This window comes from Sagittula sp. P11 (assembly GCF_002814095.1).
In the GTDB taxonomy this organism is placed as follows: domain Bacteria; phylum Pseudomonadota; class Alphaproteobacteria; order Rhodobacterales; family Rhodobacteraceae; genus Sagittula.
In genome coordinates, this window is record NZ_CP021913.1 from 2,369,109 (window position 1) to 2,385,000 (window position 15,892).

A 15,892-nucleotide genomic window follows, 5' to 3' on the forward strand; every position below is an offset into this window, starting at 1 on the left:
CCCAGATCGTCGCGGGGCCGGTGCGCGACACGATGTGGCCCAGAATCCGGTGTTCCGGCTCTCTGTCCCGACAAGAACAGATTCGACGCCAAGCTGTCAACAATAAATAAATCAGATGTATTTATTATTGACAGGCGCGCGCTGCCGCGCGAGATTTCAAAGGTGGGTCAGGGCGTCGATTAAGGAAAAAAATCCTGCTGCGACGCGGCATTAGCTGCTACAGTGCAGCGAAGGCGCCCTGACGGGAGGATAGCACAAAAGGTCGATGGCATCATGAGGGAAAGTGTTCAGGGAGGGGATGCGACCCCAGTCGTTCTGGATGGTGCGCGCGGCTCCAACCAATCCGGCGTGCGGGCGCACAACGAACGGCTGGTTCTGACGCTGATCCGTCAGGTCGGACCGCTGGCCAAGGCAGAGATCGCGCGCCTGACCGGACTGTCAGCCCAGACCGTTTCGGTCATCATGCGTGGGCTCGAATCGGACGGTCTCCTGAAAAAGGGCGAACCCGTGCGCGGCAAGGTCGGCCAGCCGTCGGTCCCGATGAACCTCGCGCGGGACGGGGCCTATTTTCTTGGGCTCAAGGTCGGGCGGCGGAGCCTTGACCTGATCCTGACCGACTTCCGCGGGCATGTCGAAGGTCGGGTCAGCGTCACCCATCGTTATCCCAGCCCCGACAATGTCATCGCCTTCGCGAACGAATCGATAGAGAAACTGCTGGGCAAGCTCTCTGCAGCGCAGCGCGCTCGGGTCGCGGGTCTGGGCATCGCGATTCCCTTTCGCCTGCACGACTGGGCGCAGCCGCTCGGCGTCGCACCGGAGGACATGGCCGACTGGCGGGACCGCGACATTGCCGTCGATATCGCCAACCGCTGGGACTTCCCGGTCTACCTGCGAAACGATGCATCCGCCGCCTGCGGGGCAGAGCTGGTCTTTGGCGACAAGAACCGGCCGCGCGACTTCCTGTACTTCTTCATCGGGTTCTTCGTCGGCGGCGGCATGGTGCTGGACAACACGCTGTACACCGGGCGCACCGGGAATGCCGCGGCGCTCGGTTCGATCCCGATCGGGATGGAGGGGGCGAAGGTGCACCAGCTTGTCGACGTCGCGTCGCTCATCACGCTGGAACAGATGGTGATCGCGGCCGGCGGCCAGTCGGAGATGATCTGGTCGACGCCACAGGCCTGGCAACTGGACGATGCGGTTCTGGAGCCTTGGATGCAGCGGGCCGTTGACGGGCTGGCCTATGCCATCCTGTCCGCCACCTGCCTCATCGACTTCGAGGCGGTGATGATCGACGGCTGGCTGCCCGAAGCGGTCAGGTCCGAAATCGTCAGGCGGACACGTGAGCGGCTCGACGAGATAAGCGTGGCCGGGATCGACGTGCCGGAGATCAGGCCCGGCACCATCGGCCACGACGCCCGTGCCCTGGGCGCCGCCAGCCTGCCGCTGTCGGATCGTTTCCTTGTCGACCGGAACGCCTTCCTGAAGGCCTGAGATAGGGGCTGATCGGCAGGAGACCATCACTTGGTCATCTTTGCCGGTGTGTCGGACGGCCCCTTTTGTCGGCTGCGGATCGACATGCGCGAGGGCCGCACATCATCGAAGGCGCACCAAGCCTGACAGATTTTGAGATCAAAAGCGCGCCTCGGGCTTCCGTCCCGCCGTGCTTCGCGACACGACTGTCACATGCTTTCCCTTGCAGAGAGACTGACATGACCATCCGCATTGCCGTCATCGGAGCCGGTATCATGGGTGCCGACCATGCCCGCATCGTGGCCGAAGACCTTCCCGGCGCGACCCTTCAGGTTCTTTGCGACAAGGACGAGGCCCGCGCGCGCAAGGTGGGACAGGCGCTCGGCGCGCAACATATCGCCACCGACCCCGAATCCGTCGTCGCGCGTGACGATGTCGATGCGGTCATCATTGCGTCGCCGGACTTCACCCACGCGCCGCTCAGCCTCGCCTGTATCCGGGCCGGCAAGAAGGCGATGTGCGAAAAACCCCTGTCGCAATCCTCGGCCGAATGTCTCGAGGTCATGAAGGCAGAAGAGGCCGCTGGGGAACGGCACATCATGGTTGGGTTCATGCGACGCTACGATCCCGCCTACATCCAGATGCGCGCCGCGCTGAGCGGTGGCGCCATCGGACGTCCGCTGATGATGCACAACTGGCACCGCAACGGATCGACGCCCTCTGCCGATTTCACCGGTGCCATGGCGATCACCAACTCCGCGCCGCACGAATTCGACATCCTGCGCTACATGCTCGGGTCGGAGGCCGTGACCATCAGCGCTAGCCAGCCCCGTCGGTCCGACGACAAGGTGGCGCCGGTGGTCATGGTCATCCAGACCGGCGATGACCAGATCGTCACCGTCGAAGTGAACAACAATGCGGCCTACGGTTATGATGTGAAGGCGGAGCTGGTGGGCGAAAGCGGCTCCATCGCCACGAACCATGTCACCTACACCCGGATGGACAAGGATGCGGTCAAGACGCAGGCTCACGATCCCGACTGGCGCGACCGCTATGCGGAGGCCTACCGGCAGCAGAACAAGGCCTTCCTGAAGTGGGTCAGGGGCGGCGAATACCCGGAACTGGCGGCCTCCGCCTGGGACGGCTACGCGGCCTCGCTGATCGCAGAGACCGGCGTGAGGGCGCTGGCGGCGGGCACCCGTCAGGACATCGCCCTGATCGAACGGCCAGCCTTCTATTCGCAGCGGTAGGCGCGCGGCCTGTCGCTGCGGCTGAGGTGGCAGACGGTTCGCCCTGCATGGGCGGAAGGAAAGACGCGCGGCCCCGCGCCTGGTGTCATGAGGGTATCGGGAAACTATGCTTGCTTTGAAATGGCCGATCTCGCCTTATGGGAGAGCGACCCTTTTCATTTTGCACAAGCTCATTTCCCGGAGGTCCCATGGCCCAGCTTCCCAAGCGTGTGGCGCGCGACAGCCTGCAGCGTCTGGCCGCCTTCAACCGCAAGATCGCCGAAACCGACCCGGCGCTTGCCCAAGAGTCACTGGACGTTACCGCCGATCTGACCGGCACGCGCAGTGCTCCCGATCCGGATGGCATATTCCTTAAGGAAAGCATCATCCTGCGCCGCAACCGCCCGGTGCTGGACGTGCGCGACAACGCGGCGGTGCTCGAATTCGCCTCTGACACCGAAAGCGACGTGTGGAAGGCGCGCCTTGCCGCCGCGGCGGGCGCGCTGGATCCCGCCATCCGCGCCGTCGGTCGGATCAACCTGCACAACGCCCCCTTGTCATGGGTCGGCACCGGCTGGCTCGTGGCCGAGGATATCGTCGTCACCAACCGCCACGTCGCACAGGAGTTCGCGCAGGCGGGTGGCGACGGCTTCACCTTCACCCAGTTGGGCGGGCGCCCGATCCGGGCAGAGGTCGACTTCCTCTCGGAGTTCGACAATCCCGACACCCGCGTCTTCCGCCTGACGCAGGTGCTGCACATTACGCCCGCTCCGGGGCCCGACATCGCCTTCTTCCGGGTCGAGCGGGCGGCTGGCGACCATCGCCTCGCCGAACCGATTCCCTTGGCCGAGACGGCGGTGCAGACACACAATGCCGCCGTCATCGGCTATCCCGCCTTCGACAGCCGGATCCCGGATTTCACCCTGATGGAGGACATCTTCGGCGCCCGCTACAACCACAAGCGGCTTGCGCCGGGTGCTGTCACGTTCCTGGAGGACAGCCGCCTCTATCACGACTGCACGACGCTTGGCGGCAACTCCGGGTCTGCCGTGATCGACCTCGACAGCGGGCAGGCGCTGGGGCTGCATTATTCCGGCGCATTCATGCGAACCAACTACGCGGTGCGGTGCGATGTGGTGGCGGAGGCGCTGCGCCAGGTCACCACCGGCAGACGGCCCGCCCGGCCACAGCTCGCGCCGCAGGCCCCGCGTCCCGAAGCCTCACGCACCTCCGTCACCACGACGATTCCCCTGACGATCACCGTCACGCTTGGCGATCCCGCCCTGGCCATAGATGTGCAGACCCGGCCTATGGCGCCTTTCGTCCAGTCCGACGACGATCTGCTGGACCTGACCGAGGCCCCGGCCGAGTGCTACCGCGACAGATCCGGCTTCCGGCCCGATTTCATCGGTAGCGGCGGGCTGCTCTGCCCCCTGCCGCAACTGATCGACGAGACGAACCTGCTGCGGTTCGAGTTCGACGGGCAGGAAGAGACGGTCCTGAAATATCAGCACTTTTCCGTCGCGATGAACGAACCGCGGCGGATGTGCCTGTGGTCGGCGGTCAATATCGACGGGACGGAGCCCAAGGCCGCCCGGCGTGTCGGCTGGAAGTACGATGGCCGTATCGACAAGCGGTTTCAGATCATGAAGGAGTGCTACGGCAACCCGCCGAAGTTCTCGCGCGGGCACATGACCCGCCGCAACGATCCCGGCTGGGGCCCTGTGGCTGAGGCGCGCGTCGGCAATGAGGATTCGATGCACGTCACAAACGCCACGCCGCAGATGCAGTCGTTCAACGCGCCGATCTGGCTGGAACTGGAGGATCACGCCCTGCAGAACGCCATCGACGACGACATGCGAATCTGTGTCTACACCGGCCCGGTGCTCAAGGACGACGACCCGGTGTTCTACGGTGTGCAGGTGCCGGTTGCCTTCTGGAAGATCATCGCCTTCGTGCACGAACGCACCGGTCACCTCTCGGCCACCGGCTACCGCATGGACCAGACGGCGAACCTGCCACGGCAGGACGAGTTCGTCTTCGGCGCGTTCCAGTCCAGCCACACGAACGAGGCCGCGCAGGTGTCTATCCGCTCCATCGAGTCTGAAACCGGCCTGCATTTTGGCGGTCTGGCCGAGATCGACCCGCTGGGCCAGCAGGAATCGCTTGGCACCGGCCCGGTGAAGGTGCCGCTTCTGACGGGCACGCAGATCCGGTGGTTCTAGGTTCATGCTCCGCCGGGCCGTCGACTAGCTGACGGCGTGCCGGGTAGCCGGGAGGCTGTCGCGGTGTCCGATCTGGGGCCATGAGGTCACGACTAGAGCAGGTCGAGCCTCCGCTCAGGTCGAACTGGAACCCCGCTGACGGGCAGGTGGTGGAAAGCCCGGCGACAGGACGTTCCGATATCGCGCGGAGGAGGGTGGATATGTCTTGACCGGCCCGTCTTTGCCGTGCTCGTCGTGATCGATATTCGACTGATCGGACACGCCGTTCCGTACGTGCTGGGCCAACGGAGAGACCGGTTCTGCAAGGCGCGCATTCCGCAACGTGCTGTGCCTTGGAGCGCCACGAGATGCACGGCGCCGGTCCGTCTGGAAATGATGCCGACCCGCCTGCCGATCCAGCCGTCTGAACGGCGGTCCGGGGCTGGCTCGGCGACCTGGGGTAAAGGGAGGCAAGGCATGAGCAAACTCGCATGGGGGCTGGTCGGCGGTGGCGAAGGCAGCCAGATCGGTCCGGCACACCGGCTGGGCGCCGGGCTGGACGGGCTGTTCACCTTCAGCGCCGGCGCATTGGACCACCGGCCCGACGCCGGGCGCACATATGGCCAACGCCTCGGCCTTGCGGCGGATCGCGCCTACGGCGACTGGCAGGAGATGCTGGCCGGTGAGCGCAATCGCGACGACCGCATCGACCTCGTGACCGTCGCCACGCCGAACGCCACGCATTTCGAGATCACCAAAGCCTTTCTGGAAAACGGCTTCAACGTGCTGTGCGAGAAGCCGATGACCATGACGGTCGAGGAAGGCGAAGAGATCGTGCGGATTGCCCGCGCCTCGGGCCGCATCTGCGCCGTGAACTACGGCTACACGGGCTATTCGCTGGTGCGGCACATGCGGGCGATGGTGGCACGTGGCGACCTCGGCGCCATCCGTCTGGTCAAGGCGGAGTTCGCGCACGGCCACCACGCGGACGCGGCGGACGCCGACAACCCGCGTGTGCGCTGGCGCTACGACCCGGCGCAGGCGGGTGTCTCGGCGCAATTCGCCGATTGCGGCATTCACGCGCTGCACATGGCCAGTTTCGTGATCGGCCAGGAAGCGGAGCGGCTCTCGGCTGACACCGTGTCCTGCATCGCGTCGCGGGTGCTGGAGGACGACGCCATGGTCAACCTGCGCTTCGACGGCGGGGCGGTTGGCCGGCTCTGGACGTCTTCCGTTGCCATCGGGCGGCAGCACGGGCTGACCCTGCAGGTCTTCGGCGAGAGGGGCGGATTGCGCTGGTCGCAGGAGCAGCCGAACCAGCTCTACTGGATGCCTCTTGGCGGGCGCCTTCAGGTCATCGAACGTGGCGAGGCCGGTCTTTCGCCCGAGGCGGACCGCACCAGTCGTGTCACCATCGGCCACGCAGAGGGGATGCCTCTCGCCTTTGCCAATATCTACAAGGACCTGGCCGAAGCGATCCGCGCGCAGAAAGAGAAGCGCGAGATCGACCCGGCCGCGAATCTGTATCCCCGGGCTGAGGACGGACTGCGCTCCATGGCGGCGGTCATGGCCGTTGCCGAAAGCGGCCGGGCCGACGGCGCATGGATGGACGCCCGCCCGCCGATGTTCCGGTAAGTCACGGGCGTTGCGCCTCCTGCGCGTTTGTATTCGAGGGGCGCTTTGAAAGCCGAAAGGTCGTCCGGCTCGGCCTTTCGCGCGCCCACCCCGCTCCAACCCGCGGCCTCCGATGCTTTGGCTTTGTGGGGCGTCGGGGCGCGTCATGTCCTCTGTCGTCGTAAGGCCGGGCACGGTTGCGTGACCGTAAGAGACCGTGCGGCAGCAGGTTTCTCGGTTTGCTGAGTAGCGGAAGACGCTTGCTTGCAGCCGTTCGCAGGAATCGCGGCGTCGCCCCTGAACGGGAAGTTGGGCGATGCGCGCAGGAGGGGCCCGCCGCCCCCTGATTCCCGATCGCGTGCAATGAGCGTCGCTTTCGCGGCGAACCGGTGCTTTGCCTGATGGCTTGGTGATCTGCGGCGGAGGGGGCGTGTCATATGGAAGGCAACACCCCAGAAACCAAAAATCCCCCCAAGTTCATTCAAATCAGAATCTTGGGGGGATTTTATGGTGCCCAGAAGAGGACTCGAACCTCCACGACCGTTAAGTCACTGGTACCTGAAACCAGCGCGTCTACCAATTCCGCCATCTGGGCACGGGCTTGGTGAGGGCGGGGTTTACGGCTGTCGCGGCCCGGTGTCAACAAGGCTCTGAAAAGAATTTTCACGCGGCAATCGGGCGCCTTGCCCCTGCCGTCCCGGACCCTTAAACCGGGGAATATCGGCGCAAGGGAGACAGGCCATGTCCAAACTCGTCACCATCTTCGGCGGCTCCGGTTTCGTCGGCCGCTACATCGCCCGCCGCATGGCGAAAGAGGGCTGGCGCGTGCGCGTCGCCGTCCGTCGCCCGAACGAGGCGTTGTTCGTCAAGCCGTACGGTGTTGTCGGCCAGGTCGAACCGGTGTTCTGCAATATCCGCGACGACGACAGCGTGCGCGCCGCAACCGCAGGGGCGGACGCTGTGGTGAACTGCGTCGGCACCTTCGACATGTCCGGCAAGAACAATTTCGACGCCGTCCAGGCGGAGGGTGCGACCCGTATCGCGCGCATCGCCAAGGAGCGCGGCATCACCCGTATGGTGCATATCTCGGCCATCGGTGCGGACAGAGAGGCCGACAGCGCCTACGCCTCGTCGAAGGGGGAGGGCGAGGCCGGTGTGCTGGAGCACATGCCCGACGCCGTGATCCTGCGGCCCTCCGTGATCTTCGGGCCGGAGGACGATTTCTTCAACCGCTTCGCGACGATGACCCGTTTCGGTCCGGCGCTGCCGCTGGTCGGTGCCGACACGAAGTTCCAGACGGTCTATGTGGACGACGTCGCCCGCGCCGCAGTGATGGGCGTGCTGGGTCAGGCAGAGCCGGGCATCTACGAACTGGGCGGGCCGGATGTCATGACGTTCCGCGAGATGATGCAGGACATGCTGAAGGTCATTCACCGGCGCAGGCTGATCGTGAACCTCCCCTTCTTCATCGCGGGGCCGCTGGCCTCCGTCATGGGCCTGGTCGAGAAGCTGACGCTTGGCCTCGTTCCGGCGCAGATCACGCGGGACCAGGTGAAGACGCTGCACCACGACAACGTGGTCTCTGGCGAGACGAAGACCTTTGCCGATCTCGGCATCACGCCGACAGCGGTGGAAGCGGTGCTTCCCGACTATCTCTGGCGGTTCCGTCCGTCCGGCCAGTACGACGCGATCAAGGAATCGGCCAAGAACCTGCGCATGCAGTAAGGCGGACCAGGTTTCGAATTTGGAAAGGGCGGCACCGGGTGCCGCCCTTTTTCTTTTGCGATTCGGTTGTCTGCCCGAGGTGTTCAGGGCGCGCGGAAGCGCGCTAGTGCAGGTCGCGCAACCGGCACAGATCGTTGCTATTGCAGCATCCGGGCGGTGGCGCCGTGCTGATCAGGGTTTGCGTCGCAAGCCATTCCTCGCAGGCTTCGACCAATGCGCATCCGCGGCAGCGTGTGACCATGTCCGCGTAACGCTGCGGTTCGAGTTGGCCGGAATTGAGGGCGTCGCCGAGGTTCACGCCCATCACCCGCGCCACACCGCGCGTCATGAAGAAGTGCCGGGCCGGGTCGCCGAGGTGCTGTGACATGCTCAAAGCTCCGCGAGGCGGTCTCCGATCCGGGCGAGCCGCTTGCGGTTGACGCAGGGCTTCGGGAACGGGCGGGTGTCGTCGACCGGCTGGTCGAGCCAGTCGCCGCATCCTTCGGTCCACTGGCAGCCGCGACACCGGGTGACGATGGAGGCCCAGTCCTCCTGTGTCAGGAGGCCGGCGTCCATCGCCTGAACGAGGTCCACGCCCGTGGCTTTCGCCATGCGCTGAACCAGCCAGTAGTGTTCGACCTCGTCGCCCAGGACGGGCGAAAAAGCGGTTCCGTCAGCCATGGCTCATCCTCCCTGAAGGTCCGCGAACACCGTCTTGTTCCGGCAATACGCGGGCGGCGGGGCGTCGGCCTCCGGCTCTGCGGTCATGGCGGCCAGCCAATGTTCGCAGGACCCGGGCGAGGTGCAGGCCGTGCAGCGGAGCACGGCGTCGTCCAGCTCGGAAATGGTCAGCTTTCCGCGCAGGATCAGCTCTTCCAGATCCAGCCCCTGCATGCCGGCCATGTGATCCACTAGCGCGGCGTGGCGCTTCAACGTGTCCTTGCTTTGCATCGCGGGGAGCTCCTCTCGCTGTCCTGAACGGTTGAGCGAGAGTTTAGCCCCCGGGACGCGTCGCGCCTTGACTCAGGTCAACGAGGGCAAAGGCCTCAGCGGCCGATGCTGGCCGCCGTCCGCTTCACGACTTCCAGCCGTGCCGCGTTGGGCGGGTGCGACCCGAGGAAGCGGTTGCCCGGATCGGGGATGCGCGCGAAGAAGGCCGCGCCCCGCACCGGATCATAGCCCGCCTGCGCCGAGATGATGGTGCCCAGCTGGTCTGCCTCTAGTTCGAATTCCTTCGAGTAGGTGCGCGCGCCGACCGCGGCGCCAAGCTGTTCGGCGTTTCTGACCGCCTCGGCCTCGGCGCCGCTGATGGCGGCGATGCCTGCAAAGACCACGGCGCCGACCGTGGCGCTTTCGCGGGTCTTGGTCAGGTGATCGCGAATGTGGTGCGCGGCCTCGTGGCCCATCACGAAGGCCAGTTCATCGGCATTCTCGACGGAGTTGATGAGGCCGAGATTGAACGCCACGATTGGCCGCCCGAAGCGGTCGACGGTCTGGAAAGCGTTGGGGGGCTGGTCGGCGCGGTCGTCCACGACGATCTGGAAATCGCAGTTCAAGCCAGAGGTCCGGGCGCGGCACATCTGTTCCGCAACGGGCTCGACCGCTTCCACCACCTCGACGAACTGGCGGGCGGCCTGGTTGGCGCGCAACTGGGCCGAGGTGGCGCCCACGGGCGACGGAACCGGCGAAGGCAGTGGAACCGTGGCGCAGGCAGAAAGGGCCAGCGCGGCCAGGAGTGCGAATCTGAACATCTGTCATCCGGGACGTTTGAGTGTTGCAACCGAGGATAGTCGCCCCATGCCGCAGGCGCTACCCCGTCCACGCAACCGTGACGGACTTCCGCCCAAACCGCCGATTCCGGTTTTCTCTGCCAGTGCGGCGCGCTACGGTTCTTCCATGTTCAGCATCGAGCACGACTTTGACGCCACCGTTGTGACCCTCGTGGACGAGGGCGGAACGCCTTTGCAGGAGGACGTCATCATCTCCAGCTTCGAGGAATGCGTGACCGTCACGCAGTACGATCCTCGCACCGACAGGGAGATGAAGGTGACGCTCAGCATCACCCAGATGAACGATTTGATCGCGGCGGTGAACCTGCCCGAGGGGATCTACAGGCGCAACGGCTGAGGCCTTCGCGGGTCTTTCCCCGGGGCGCTCGCTTGCAATGGAAAAGGCCCGCCGGTGTACGGCGGGCCTTTCGTTTTCGCATCGGTACGACCTCAGAAGATGAAGTCGGTGGCGTCGAGGTCGGCCGCCAGCGTGTTCAGGAGCGTGACGTAGTTGCCGCCGTCCAGCATGACCACCGCATCGACGCCGTTGTCGCTGATCGCGAGGTGGGCGAACTCGGTGATGCCTGCGGGGGCAAGGCCGGTCAGGTCGATCTGGTCGATGCCATCCTCGAAATCGGTGATCGTGTCGCGGTTGGTGCCGGTCGCAAAGACGAAGACGTCCGCGCCTGCGCCGCCTGCGAGCAGGTCGCGGCCGTTGCCGCCGTCGAGCGTGTCGTCCCCGTTGCCGCCCATCAGGTTGTCGTTGCCGTCCTGGCCCAGCAGAATGTCGTTGTCGTCGCCACCGTCGAGGCGGTCGTTGTGGGTGCCGCCTTCGAGCCAGTCGTTGCCCGCGCCGCCCTGCAGGTTGTCGTTCTGGGCACCGCCGCTGAGGAAGTCGTCGCCCGCCTGCCCCTGCAGCTTGTCGTTGTCGTCTCCGCCGTAGAGCGAGTCGTTGCCCATGCCGCCGCGCAGGTCGTCGCGACCGGCATCGCCGTTCAGCACGTCGTTGCCGTTCTCGCCGAACAGCCGGTCGTCGCCGTCACCGCCGCTCATCAGGTCGTTGCCGTCAGAGCCATGCAGCGTGTCGTTGGCGACGGTCGCGACGTAGGGGTTCACGTCGAGGATCAGATCGGCGTTGTCGATGTCAGCAGCCAGGATGCCCTCGATCACCATCTTGGTGCCGTTGCCGAAGTCGATGGTGGTGTCGGTGCCGTCGTCTGTCTTGTTCAGCTGGGTGTGGTCGTAGATCCCGATGCCGGAGACGTCGATCCTGTCCACGTTGTCCTCGAAGTTGACGATACGGTCGTCGCCCGCGTCCGCCTCGACCAGGAACACATCCGCACCGGCGCCGCCATCCATGGTGTCGTTGCCCATGCCGCCCTTGAAGGTGTCGTCACCGGCATCGCCGTACATCATGTCGTTGCCCTTGGCGCCGAGCAGCAGGTCGTTGTCGTCGCCACCGTGCAGCTCGTCGTCGTCGTTGCCGCCGTCGAGCGTGTCCTTGCCCGCGCCGCCGAAGATGCTGTCCACGCCGCCGGAGCCGATCAGCATGTCGTCGCCCGCACCGCCGTCGATGCTGTCGTCGCCCGCGTTGCCATTCAGCCAGTCGGCCCCACCTTCGCCGAGGATCACGTCGTGGCCGTTGTCGCCGCTGACGGTGTCGTTGCCCTCACCACCGGCATATGTGTCATCGCCGTCCAGCAGGCCCGCGATGTCGTCGCCGGAGGTGCCGGTGACCGAATCCTCGCCCGGAGTGTAGACCGGCGGGATCGGTGTCGGTGCGATGGAGAGCGTGTAGTTGTCCGTGTGCGACGCCTCACCCTGCATGAAAAGCGAGTAGCTTTGCGTGAACATCGGCGTGACGTCCATCGTGATCGTGTTGCCCACGACCGTCGGGTTCGAAACGGTCACGAAGGTGTTGGTGATGGGGTATTCGCCGATCACCTCGCCATCGGCGATGTTCACACCCAGCGAATGGAAGTTGCTGCGGTTGATGATGCCCATCGCGTGATGGCCAGAGATGTCGTCCACCGTCATGGTGATCGTGTAGGTCGTGCCCGCCTCAAGCGTCGGCAGGTTGATACCGTCCTGAGCGTCGCCGCCGCCGTAGGTGCCTGCAAACACGTCGTCGAAACCGATCGTGTAGCTGCCGCTCGCGTAGGCGTTGATGTTGGAGTCTGAGGTTTCGTAGACGGTCGCCATTTGTCGTTCCTTGCTCGTAAAGATCACCTGCCGTCCCGGCCGGACACTCGGGCTGGGCGGTCGGACCTTTTGCTAGAGGCGCCTTGGGGCGGATTAGCGGAGCGTTAAGGTTAACAAAGGGGTCATTTTGAGCGCGAACAGGTCGGCCGGACCGCCGATTGGGGCGCATTGGCGGCGCTGGTTGCGCAAAAGGAAACGGCCCGCGCATTGGCGGGCCGTTTGTCTGGGATCTGAAGACAGATCACATGCTGGGCATGATCACCTTGTCGATCACGTGGATCACGCCGTTGGAAGCCTCGATATCGGCCTGGGTCACGGTCGCGTCGTTCACCATGACGCCGTTGTCGAGATCGATCATGATATCGCCACCTTCGACGGTGGTCGCGGCCATGTCATCGGACAGGTCGGTCGACATCACTTTGCCGGGCACGACGTGGTAGGTGAGGATGTCGACGAGCTGTTCCTTGTTCTCGGGCTTCAGCAGGTCCTCGACGGTGCCGGCGGGCAGGGCGGCAAAGGCCTCATCCGTCGGGGCGAAGACGGTGAACGGGCCTTCGCCCTTCAGCGTGTCGACCAGCCCTGCGGCGGTCGCGGCGGCCAGCAGCGTTTCGAAGCTGCCCGCTTCGGTTGCAGTGTCCACGATGTCCTTCGACATGGAGTGCGAGCCTGCGTGTGCGGGAACGGCAAAAGCGAGGGCGGCGGCGGCAGCGATAAAGGTCTTGCGGATCATTTCGGGTCCTCCTGTTTGATCTCGATGCCTTGGTCATGCATCGTGGAGAACTACGGCGCGTTCACCGTGCCGGATCATGAGAATTCCGCCATCCCCGGACCTTGACGGAATGCGGCGCGCCGCTAAGCCGCGCGCCGTTCGAAGGTCCAATGAACTTGTCGTTACGCAACGTGAGCGCGCGTGACGATCAGTCCAAGCCGATTGCGGTCCGCGCAATGCTGTCGAGCATCTCCTGCACCTTCTGCATCGCGCCTTCGGGATACTGCGTGAAGCCGATTGTCGTGGTGTCCGGGGTCTCCGGCCGGACGATGACGAAGATGTCGTACGGGCAGAAGCGGATATTCATCGGGTCGTCTTCCATCACCTCCCGGCTGATCTGGGCCGAGCAGAAGCTGTAGACGTCCGCATGTTCGAACAGCACCACGTCCGAACCCACGTCCGCCCGCGTGCGCTCCAGCATGTCGCCGGTGTGGGAGATGTGGTCGACAACCAGCCCGGCGTCGAGGATTGCGTTCTCCAGTCCAAAGATCACGTCGTCGAAACTCTGGTCCGTATCATAGGTGACCACGTCCTGCGCCAGCGCCGGGGCGGCGGCCACGGCGGCGCAGGCGGAGACAGCGAGCGCTCTTATGATGTGTTTCATGATTCCTCCCTTATGCTGATCACGCTGACGGGGGTGCCAAACGTGTCGCAATGGTGTCAGAATAGTCAGCATAAGACATATGTGCGTTGAGACAAATCAACACATTCGGGGAGGCGAATATGGAATATGCAATGCTGGCGCTGCAGTATCTGGCGCTGTTTTTCGTCTTCGTGATCGGGGTTTGCGTCGCGGCGGTGATCGTCATGTATTTCCTCGACCGCCGGCAGACAGGCGACGCGATCCGCAGGAACTACCCGGTGATAGGGCGCTTCCGGGGGATCTTTACCGAACTGGGCGAGTTCTTCCGCCAGTACTTCTTTGCCATGGACCGGGAGGAGATGCCCTTCAACCGCGCGCAGCGGAACTGGGTCTATCGCGCGGCCGAGAAGAAGTCGAACACCGTGGCGTTCGGCTCGACGCGCAACTTGAACATCCCCGGCACGCCGATCTTCATGAATGCGGTCTTCCCTCCGCTGGACGACCAGTACGCCTCCACCGAACCGATGGAGATCGGGCCCTACTGCCGCGAACCCTACATGGCGCAGTCGATCTTCAATATCTCCGGCATGAGCTACGGCGCCCTGTCCAAACCGGCGGTGCGCGCACTGTCGCGCGGTGCGAAGATGGCGGGCATCTGGATGAACACGGGGGAGGGCGGTCTGGCCCCCTACCATGAAGAGGGCGGCTGCGATGTCGTCTACCAGATCGGGACGGCGAAGTTCGGTGTACGCGATCACGCAGGAAACCTGAGCGACGAAAAGCTGCGCGAGATCGCCGCGAAGCCCTGCATCAAGATGTTCGAGATCAAGCTGAGCCAAGGGGCCAAGCCCGGCAAGGGGGGTATCCTCCCGGCGGCCAAGATCGACGAGGAAGTGGCCGCGATCCGTGGCGTGCCCATGGGAATCGACGCGATTTCCCCGAACCGGCACCGGGAGGTGGACGATTTCGACGGGCTTCTCGACCTGATCGCACACATCAGGGAGGTCACGGGCAAGCCGGTCGGCTTCAAGACCTGCATCGGCTCTGCGGAACCGTGGTTCGAGTTCTTCCGCAAGATCAAGGAACGCGGAGAGGAAAGCGCGCCGGACTTCATCGCGGTGGACGGCGGCGAGGGCGGGACAGGTGCCGCACCCATGCCGCTGATCGACCTCGTGGGCCTGCCGCTGCGCGACGCTCTGATCCGCATGGTGGACCTGCGCGACCTCGCCGGGCTGCACGACCGCGTGCGGATCATCGCCGCGGGCAAGCTGGTGTCCCCGGCGGATGTGGCCTGGGCGATCTGCATGGGGGCGGACTTCGCCGTCTCCGCGCGCGGGTTCATGTTCTCTCTGGGCTGCATCCAGGCGCTGAAGTGCAACAAGAACACCTGTCCGACCGGCATCACCACGCACATACCCTCTCTTCAGAAGGGGCTGGTGGTCGAGGAGAAGGACAAACGGGCCGCGGCCTATGCCAAGGCGGTCATCAGCGAGGTGGAGACGATTGCCCACTCTGTCGGCGTGGCCGAGCCGCGCCAGATGCGCCGCCGTCACGTGCGCGTGGTGAAGGACGATGGCTCCTCCGTCCAGATGAACGAGATCCATCCCTCGGTGCACCTCGGGCTCGAAGGGATGGCGAGGGCGCGCGGGTTCAAGCAGTTCGAGGACGCGCTGCGCCGGATGGACGTAAAGGATGCGGCGGAGTGACGGGACATAAGTGCACAGCAGGCAAGCGCGCCTTTTGGGCATCGGCCGGGAATGTTTCACGGGCGTAGCGTCAACGTGAGACATCGTTTGTTTCGATTCTGCGCAAGCGGCTTATCTTCCTCCTCAGCAAACTAGGAGACTTGCGCATGAGCCGCCGCTGGACAAACGACCTGACACGGGCAGACGCGACGCCCGAACACCTGTTCATGAATCGCCGCCAGTTGTTCGGCGCGCTCGGCGCCGCCGGGCTTGGCGCCGCCCTGCCGATGGGCGCGCGTGCTCAGGACGCGCTGGAGCCGAACACCTTCGAAGACATCACCTCGTACAACAACTACTATGAGTTCGGGACCGGCAAGACGGACCCGGTGAAGAACGCGCATACCCTGACGACCGAACCCTGGTCGATCACGATCGGCGGGCTTGTCGAGAAGCCGGGCGACTACTCCATGGCCGACATCATGAGCCAGATGGACATAGAGGAGCGCATCTACCGTTTCCGCTGCGTGGAGGCCTGGTCGATGGTCGTGCCGTGGAACGGTTTCGAGCTGGCCGATCTGCTCGACATGGTGGGCGTGAAGCCCGAAGCGAAGTACGTTGCCTTCGAGACGGCCTATCGCCCGGAGGAGATGCCGGGCCTTC

At 64.7% G+C, this 15,892-nt stretch carries 15 protein-coding genes and 1 tRNA gene (1 of these 16 running past the window's edge); 8 read left to right on the forward strand and 8 right to left on the reverse strand.

Features of this window, described 5'->3' with window-relative positions; all coding sequences use genetic code 11:
- Positions 1-273 precede the first annotated feature (273 nt).
- From CDO87_RS11435 to CDO87_RS11450, 4 genes are all read left to right on the forward strand, one after another.
- Positions 274-1,494 carry an ROK family transcriptional regulator gene (locus tag CDO87_RS11435; RefSeq protein ID WP_254698072.1) on the forward strand — a complete coding sequence of 407 codons (1,221 nt, stop codon included), beginning with the start codon at positions 274-276 and terminating at the stop codon, positions 1,492-1,494.
- A gap of 218 nt (positions 1,495-1,712) precedes the next feature.
- Complete coding sequence (locus CDO87_RS11440; RefSeq protein ID WP_100928905.1) at positions 1,713-2,723, forward strand: Gfo/Idh/MocA family oxidoreductase; 1,011 nt, start codon at positions 1,713-1,715, stop codon at positions 2,721-2,723.
- Positions 2,724-2,911: 188 nt separating this feature from the next.
- A complete protein-coding gene (locus CDO87_RS11445) occupies positions 2,912-4,927 on the forward strand; it encodes a DNA/RNA non-specific endonuclease (protein WP_198521701.1) in 2,016 nt (671 codons plus the stop codon).
- A 456-nt stretch (positions 4,928-5,383) separates the two neighbouring features.
- Positions 5,384-6,541 carry a Gfo/Idh/MocA family protein gene (locus tag CDO87_RS11450; RefSeq protein WP_100928907.1) on the forward strand — a complete coding sequence of 386 codons (1,158 nt, stop codon included), beginning with the start codon at positions 5,384-5,386 and terminating at the stop codon, positions 6,539-6,541.
- 487 nt (positions 6,542-7,028) lie between these two features.
- Here CDO87_RS11450 and CDO87_RS11455 read toward each other — a convergent pair.
- Positions 7,029-7,115, reverse strand: a tRNA-Leu gene (locus CDO87_RS11455).
- A gap of 146 nt (positions 7,116-7,261) precedes the next feature.
- Between CDO87_RS11455 and CDO87_RS11460 the strand changes: the two genes are divergently transcribed.
- A complete protein-coding gene (locus tag CDO87_RS11460) occupies positions 7,262-8,245 on the forward strand; it encodes a complex I NDUFA9 subunit family protein (RefSeq protein ID WP_100928908.1) in 984 nt (327 codons plus the stop codon).
- A 103-nt stretch (positions 8,246-8,348) separates the two neighbouring features.
- Here the strand turns inward: CDO87_RS11460 and CDO87_RS11465 are convergent, their stop codons facing one another.
- The 4 genes from CDO87_RS11465 to CDO87_RS11480 form a co-directional block, all read right to left on the reverse strand.
- On the reverse strand, positions 8,349-8,612 hold the full coding sequence (locus CDO87_RS11465; RefSeq protein WP_100928909.1) for a DUF6455 family protein: 264 nt from the start codon (positions 8,610-8,612) through the stop codon (positions 8,349-8,351).
- Positions 8,613-8,614: 2 nt separating this feature from the next.
- Positions 8,615-8,905 carry a DUF6455 family protein gene (locus tag CDO87_RS11470; protein ID WP_100928910.1) on the reverse strand — a complete coding sequence of 97 codons (291 nt, stop codon included), beginning with the start codon at positions 8,903-8,905 and terminating at the stop codon, positions 8,615-8,617.
- 3 nt (positions 8,906-8,908) lie between these two features.
- Positions 8,909-9,175: a DUF6455 family protein gene (locus tag CDO87_RS11475; protein WP_254698074.1), complete on the reverse strand. Its 267-nt coding sequence runs from the start codon at positions 9,173-9,175 to the stop codon at positions 8,909-8,911.
- Positions 9,176-9,270: 95 nt separating this feature from the next.
- The gene (locus tag CDO87_RS11480; RefSeq protein ID WP_198521702.1) at positions 9,271-9,975 is read right to left on the reverse strand and encodes a M48 family metallopeptidase; all 705 of its coding nucleotides are present in this window, start codon (positions 9,973-9,975) and stop codon (positions 9,271-9,273) included.
- A gap of 145 nt (positions 9,976-10,120) precedes the next feature.
- Between CDO87_RS11480 and CDO87_RS11485 the strand changes: the two genes are divergently transcribed.
- Positions 10,121-10,351 carry a hypothetical protein gene (locus CDO87_RS11485; RefSeq protein ID WP_100930935.1) on the forward strand — a complete coding sequence of 77 codons (231 nt, stop codon included), beginning with the start codon at positions 10,121-10,123 and terminating at the stop codon, positions 10,349-10,351.
- A gap of 92 nt (positions 10,352-10,443) precedes the next feature.
- Here the strand turns inward: CDO87_RS11485 and CDO87_RS26725 are convergent, their stop codons facing one another.
- The 3 genes from CDO87_RS26725 to CDO87_RS11500 form a co-directional block, all read right to left on the reverse strand.
- On the reverse strand, positions 10,444-12,195 hold the full coding sequence (locus CDO87_RS26725; RefSeq protein WP_157814973.1) for a calcium-binding protein: 1,752 nt from the start codon (positions 12,193-12,195) through the stop codon (positions 10,444-10,446).
- Between the two features lie 241 nt (positions 12,196-12,436).
- Positions 12,437-12,925 (reverse strand): fasciclin domain-containing protein, encoded by a 489-nt coding sequence (locus tag CDO87_RS11495; RefSeq protein WP_100928911.1) that lies wholly within the window; start codon positions 12,923-12,925, stop codon positions 12,437-12,439.
- 187 nt (positions 12,926-13,112) lie between these two features.
- Positions 13,113-13,568 (reverse strand): DUF302 domain-containing protein, encoded by a 456-nt coding sequence (locus CDO87_RS11500; RefSeq protein ID WP_100928912.1) that lies wholly within the window; start codon positions 13,566-13,568, stop codon positions 13,113-13,115.
- 119 nt (positions 13,569-13,687) lie between these two features.
- Between CDO87_RS11500 and CDO87_RS11505 the strand changes: the two genes are divergently transcribed.
- Positions 13,688-15,253 carry an FMN-binding glutamate synthase family protein gene (locus tag CDO87_RS11505; protein ID WP_100928913.1) on the forward strand — a complete coding sequence of 522 codons (1,566 nt, stop codon included), beginning with the start codon at positions 13,688-13,690 and terminating at the stop codon, positions 15,251-15,253.
- A gap of 146 nt (positions 15,254-15,399) precedes the next feature.
- Positions 15,400-15,892: the 5' portion of a protein-methionine-sulfoxide reductase catalytic subunit MsrP gene (gene msrP, locus CDO87_RS11510; protein WP_100928914.1), read on the forward strand. 410 nt of this gene lie beyond the right edge of the window; the window shows 493 of its 903 coding nt (coding positions 1-493); the start codon lies at positions 15,400-15,402; its stop codon lies off the right edge, out of view.

What these genes read in the sequence shown, in the direction of transcription:
- CDO87_RS11435 (WP_254698072.1), top strand. Translation starts at nt 274, where the DNA reads ATGAGGGAAAGTGTTCAGGGAGGGGATGCGACCCCAGTCGTTCTGGAT.
- CDO87_RS11440 (WP_100928905.1), top strand. Translation starts at nt 1,713, where the DNA reads ATGACCATCCGCATTGCCGTCATCGGAGCCGGTATCATGGGTGCCGAC.
- CDO87_RS11445 (WP_198521701.1), top strand. Translation starts at nt 2,912, where the DNA reads ATGGCCCAGCTTCCCAAGCGTGTGGCGCGCGACAGCCTGCAGCGTCTG.
- CDO87_RS11450 (WP_100928907.1), top strand. Translation starts at nt 5,384, where the DNA reads ATGAGCAAACTCGCATGGGGGCTGGTCGGCGGTGGCGAAGGCAGCCAG.
- CDO87_RS11460 (WP_100928908.1), top strand. Translation starts at nt 7,262, where the DNA reads ATGTCCAAACTCGTCACCATCTTCGGCGGCTCCGGTTTCGTCGGCCGC.
- CDO87_RS11465 (WP_100928909.1), bottom strand. Translation starts at nt 8,612, where the DNA reads ATGTCACAGCACCTCGGCGACCCGGCCCGGCACTTCTTCATGACGCGC.
- CDO87_RS11470 (WP_100928910.1), bottom strand. Translation starts at nt 8,905, where the DNA reads ATGGCTGACGGAACCGCTTTTTCGCCCGTCCTGGGCGACGAGGTCGAA.
- CDO87_RS11475 (WP_254698074.1), bottom strand. Translation starts at nt 9,175, where the DNA reads ATGCAAAGCAAGGACACGTTGAAGCGCCACGCCGCGCTAGTGGATCAC.
- CDO87_RS11480 (WP_198521702.1), bottom strand. Translation starts at nt 9,975, where the DNA reads ATGTTCAGATTCGCACTCCTGGCCGCGCTGGCCCTTTCTGCCTGCGCC.
- CDO87_RS11485 (WP_100930935.1), top strand. Translation starts at nt 10,121, where the DNA reads ATGTTCAGCATCGAGCACGACTTTGACGCCACCGTTGTGACCCTCGTG.
- CDO87_RS26725 (WP_157814973.1), bottom strand. Translation starts at nt 12,195, where the DNA reads ATGGCGACCGTCTACGAAACCTCAGACTCCAACATCAACGCCTACGCG.
- CDO87_RS11495 (WP_100928911.1), bottom strand. Translation starts at nt 12,925, where the DNA reads ATGATCCGCAAGACCTTTATCGCTGCCGCCGCCGCCCTCGCTTTTGCC.
- CDO87_RS11500 (WP_100928912.1), bottom strand. Translation starts at nt 13,568, where the DNA reads ATGAAACACATCATAAGAGCGCTCGCTGTCTCCGCCTGCGCCGCCGTG.
- CDO87_RS11505 (WP_100928913.1), top strand. Translation starts at nt 13,688, where the DNA reads ATGGAATATGCAATGCTGGCGCTGCAGTATCTGGCGCTGTTTTTCGTC.